The organism is Sphingobium sp. PNB (assembly GCF_019873065.1).
GTDB classification, from domain to species: Bacteria; Pseudomonadota; Alphaproteobacteria; order Sphingomonadales; family Sphingomonadaceae; genus Sphingobium; species Sphingobium fuliginis.
In genome coordinates, this window is the sequence record NZ_JAINEZ010000189.1 from 1 (window position 1) to 2697 (window position 2697).

The following is a 2697-nucleotide window of genomic DNA, read 5'->3' on the forward strand; positions in this document are numbered from 1 at the left end:
CGAAGAGGGGTGTAATGAGCGCGGCGGCGGGGCGGAACTGGCGGCGGAGGGCGAGGAGGAGCGCGCCCGACGCCAGTATGGCGAGCGCGCCGAGGCCGTAGGTGCCGATCAGGGTGGCGGCGATCGCCATGCCGGTGGGGAGGAGGGTGACGCCCAGCGGGTTCCACGCGAAGCCGGTGAAGAGGGTGGCGCGGAGATATTCCGAGGCCAGCCAGCAGGCGGCGAAGAGGAGGGTGAAAGGAAGTGTGGCGTGCTCCTGCGGGGGCAGGAGTCCAGTTCTGACGGCGGGACTGGGCTGTCGCGAGCCGCTTGTCTCGTTCCAGTGCCTTCGCAGGAGCACGTTGTTCTGTAGATGGTACAGCCACCGGGCCGCCAGAGTCGCCAGGCCCGGATAAACCGCAAGATACAGCGACAGGAGGACCACCGCGCCGTAGCCGAACCAGTGGGGCATCGCGTCCTGGAAGGTGAAGGCGTGGGCGATCCAGTTGAGGCCCAGGGTGAAATGGCCGACGCCGAACAGCCAGCCGCGTGCGAAGGCGCTGCGGCGGTCGGGAGCCTGTTCGATCAGGAGGATGAGCAGCGCGAAGCAGGCGAGGGTGACAGGCCAGAGCTTCAGCGGTTCGAAGCCGGTGGCCGCCGCGAATCCGGCGAGCAGGGCGGTGAGCTTCGGAAAGCGGGCCGGAATGTCCTTCATGCCGGTGCGGATCAGTGCAGGGTGGCCATGGTGGCGTGGCTGCACTTGTCGCTCTTGTCCCCGCCGCCGGACAGGGCGGAGGCCGCGATGAAGCCGCCGACCAGCAGGACCAGGAAGCCGGCGGAGAGCAGGCCCAGATATTTTTCGATAAACGCCTTGATCGGGCGGCCGAACTTCCAGAACAGGAAGCCCACCAGCATGAACTGGAAGGCGCGGCTGAGCACGCTGGCCCAGAGGAAGGTGAAGAGGGAGAGGCCGATGAAGCCCGCCGTGATCGTGATGAGCTTGAACGGGATCGGCGTCGCGCCCTTGATCAGGATGATCTCCGCCCCGTAATCGCGCAGATAGCAGGCGGCGACGGGGAATTTCGCGGCGAGGCCGAGGGCGTGCAATATCTGCTGCCCGACCGTTTCATAGAGGAAATGGCCGATGGCATAGCCGAACAGCCCGCCCAGCACCGAGGCGATGGTGCAGATCAGCCCGAAGCGGATCGCGCGTTCCGGGCGGGCGAGGCACATCAGGCCCAGCAGCGGGTGCGGCGGGATCGGGAAGAAGCTGCTTTCCATGAAGCTGATGGCGAAGAGCCAGCGTTCGGCGTGGGCGTGGGCGGCTTTCGCCAGCGTCCATTGGTAGAGCTTGGTGAGCATCGGGTTGAGGCCCTAGCCCAACTGCTTTCGGGCCGCCAGTGCTTTTGCCAGGACGACCATCTGCTGCGGCGGATCGAGCGGTACGGGATAGGGGCGTGTCTCTCCCGTCGGTCGGTAGCCGCGTCTTCGATAATATCGGATGAGATTGTCGTGGGTGGAGATGACGGTCATTTCCATCCGCCGGGTACCGAAGGCGGTCGCGGCGAGCTGTTCGGCGGCGGCGATGAGGCGGTGGCCGAGGCCCCCCGACTGGAGCGCGGGATCGACGCAGAGCAGGCCGAGACAGGCACGGCCGTCGCCCCGGTCGGAGATATGGACGCAGCCGATGGGAGCGTCGTCCGGGTCTGGCGCGACCAGCAGGCGTTCGGCGGGGTCGGCGAGGATCGCCTCCAGCGCGGCGATGCTGGTGCGGGCGGTGGCGGGCGGGGCGGTCTCTATGGCCCAGCTTTGCCGGGCGGTGTCGCCGCGATAGGCGCGCTCTATGATCGGGTGGAGACGGGGGAGGTCCGACGGGCGGGCGAGGCGTATGTCCATGGCCGGCCTGTAACGCCCTTGTGATGGAAGCGACAGGGGCCTTGATCGGTGCCGCGTCGCCACGCTAGCTTTGCCGTGTAGGAGACGCATATGCTTGGCATGGGAGAGGGCGCCTGTCCCTTTGAGTTCAATACCGATCCCGCGACGTTCAAGGTTGGGGATTCGGTCAGCTACCGGGTGACGGGCAGTCTGGAGGGCATGCCCTTTGCCGGCGTGCTGCTGGAGGTGCATGAGGATCATGTCGTGCTGACGTCGGACCCGGACGACAGGGTCAGCCGGATGCGGGCGACCCGGGAAAGCCGTCCTGTCGTCCGGGAGGAGGATATCTGTTGACGCCACGGCGTTGACGGCGCGGCGGCGTCTGGGCATGACCCCTTATGAGTCCGGCCCGGCGCATCCGAGTGAATTTGACCTTATCCCTTCCCTCCCAATGGCGCGAGCGCGGCGGCGGATTGCTGCTGGCGCTGCTGTTCAACGCGCTGCTGCTGCTGGCGTTGCTGACGCTGGCGCCCGATCCGGTGATCCGGCTGCCGGACCTGCGCAATCCGGTGACGTTCGAGATGGCGCCCGCGCCCAAGGCGGAGAAGGCGCAGAGCAAGGCCGAGAAGAGCGAGAAGAAGAAGCAGGAGAAATCGGCGCGGCGGCAGGTGCAGCAGCCGGTGGTCAAGCGCGACCGTCCCGTGGTGAAGCCGACCGAGCAGCAGCCCTCGCCGCTGCCGTTCCTGGTGCTGGACAGCCAGCAGATGGCGTCCGCCGACATCGGCAAGATGGCGAAGAAGGGCGCGGCCGACGGCGCGACGGGGCAGGGCAACAGCGCGGCGG

The 2697-nt window shown here is 67.3% G+C and carries 3 protein-coding genes and 2 pseudogenes; 2 read left to right on the forward strand and 3 right to left on the reverse strand.

Features of this window, described 5'->3' with window-relative positions; genetic code table 11:
- The 3 genes and pseudogenes from K7W03_RS27135 to K7W03_RS27145 all read right to left on the reverse strand — a co-directional run.
- Positions 1-694, reverse strand: a pseudogene (locus tag K7W03_RS27135) (apolipoprotein N-acyltransferase); the annotation flags it as partial.
- A gap of 11 nt (positions 695-705) precedes the next feature.
- On the reverse strand, positions 706-1341 hold the full coding sequence (locus K7W03_RS27140) for a YqaA family protein (RefSeq protein ID WP_025551535.1): 636 nt from the start codon (positions 1339-1341) through the stop codon (positions 706-708).
- 12 nt (positions 1342-1353) lie between these two features.
- On the reverse strand, positions 1354-1875 hold the full coding sequence (locus tag K7W03_RS27145; RefSeq protein WP_222888062.1) for a GNAT family N-acetyltransferase: 522 nt from the start codon (positions 1873-1875) through the stop codon (positions 1354-1356).
- Between the two features lie 90 nt (positions 1876-1965).
- On the opposite strand from K7W03_RS27145, the gene K7W03_RS27150 reads away from it, so the two are divergent.
- Together K7W03_RS27150 and K7W03_RS27155 are read left to right on the forward strand one after the other, a co-directional pair.
- Entirely contained in the window at positions 1966-2208 is a 243-nt protein-coding gene (locus tag K7W03_RS27150) for a hypothetical protein (RefSeq protein ID WP_222888064.1), read from the forward strand.
- Positions 2209-2276: 68 nt separating this feature from the next.
- Positions 2277-2697, forward strand: a pseudogene (locus K7W03_RS27155) (hypothetical protein); the annotation flags it as partial.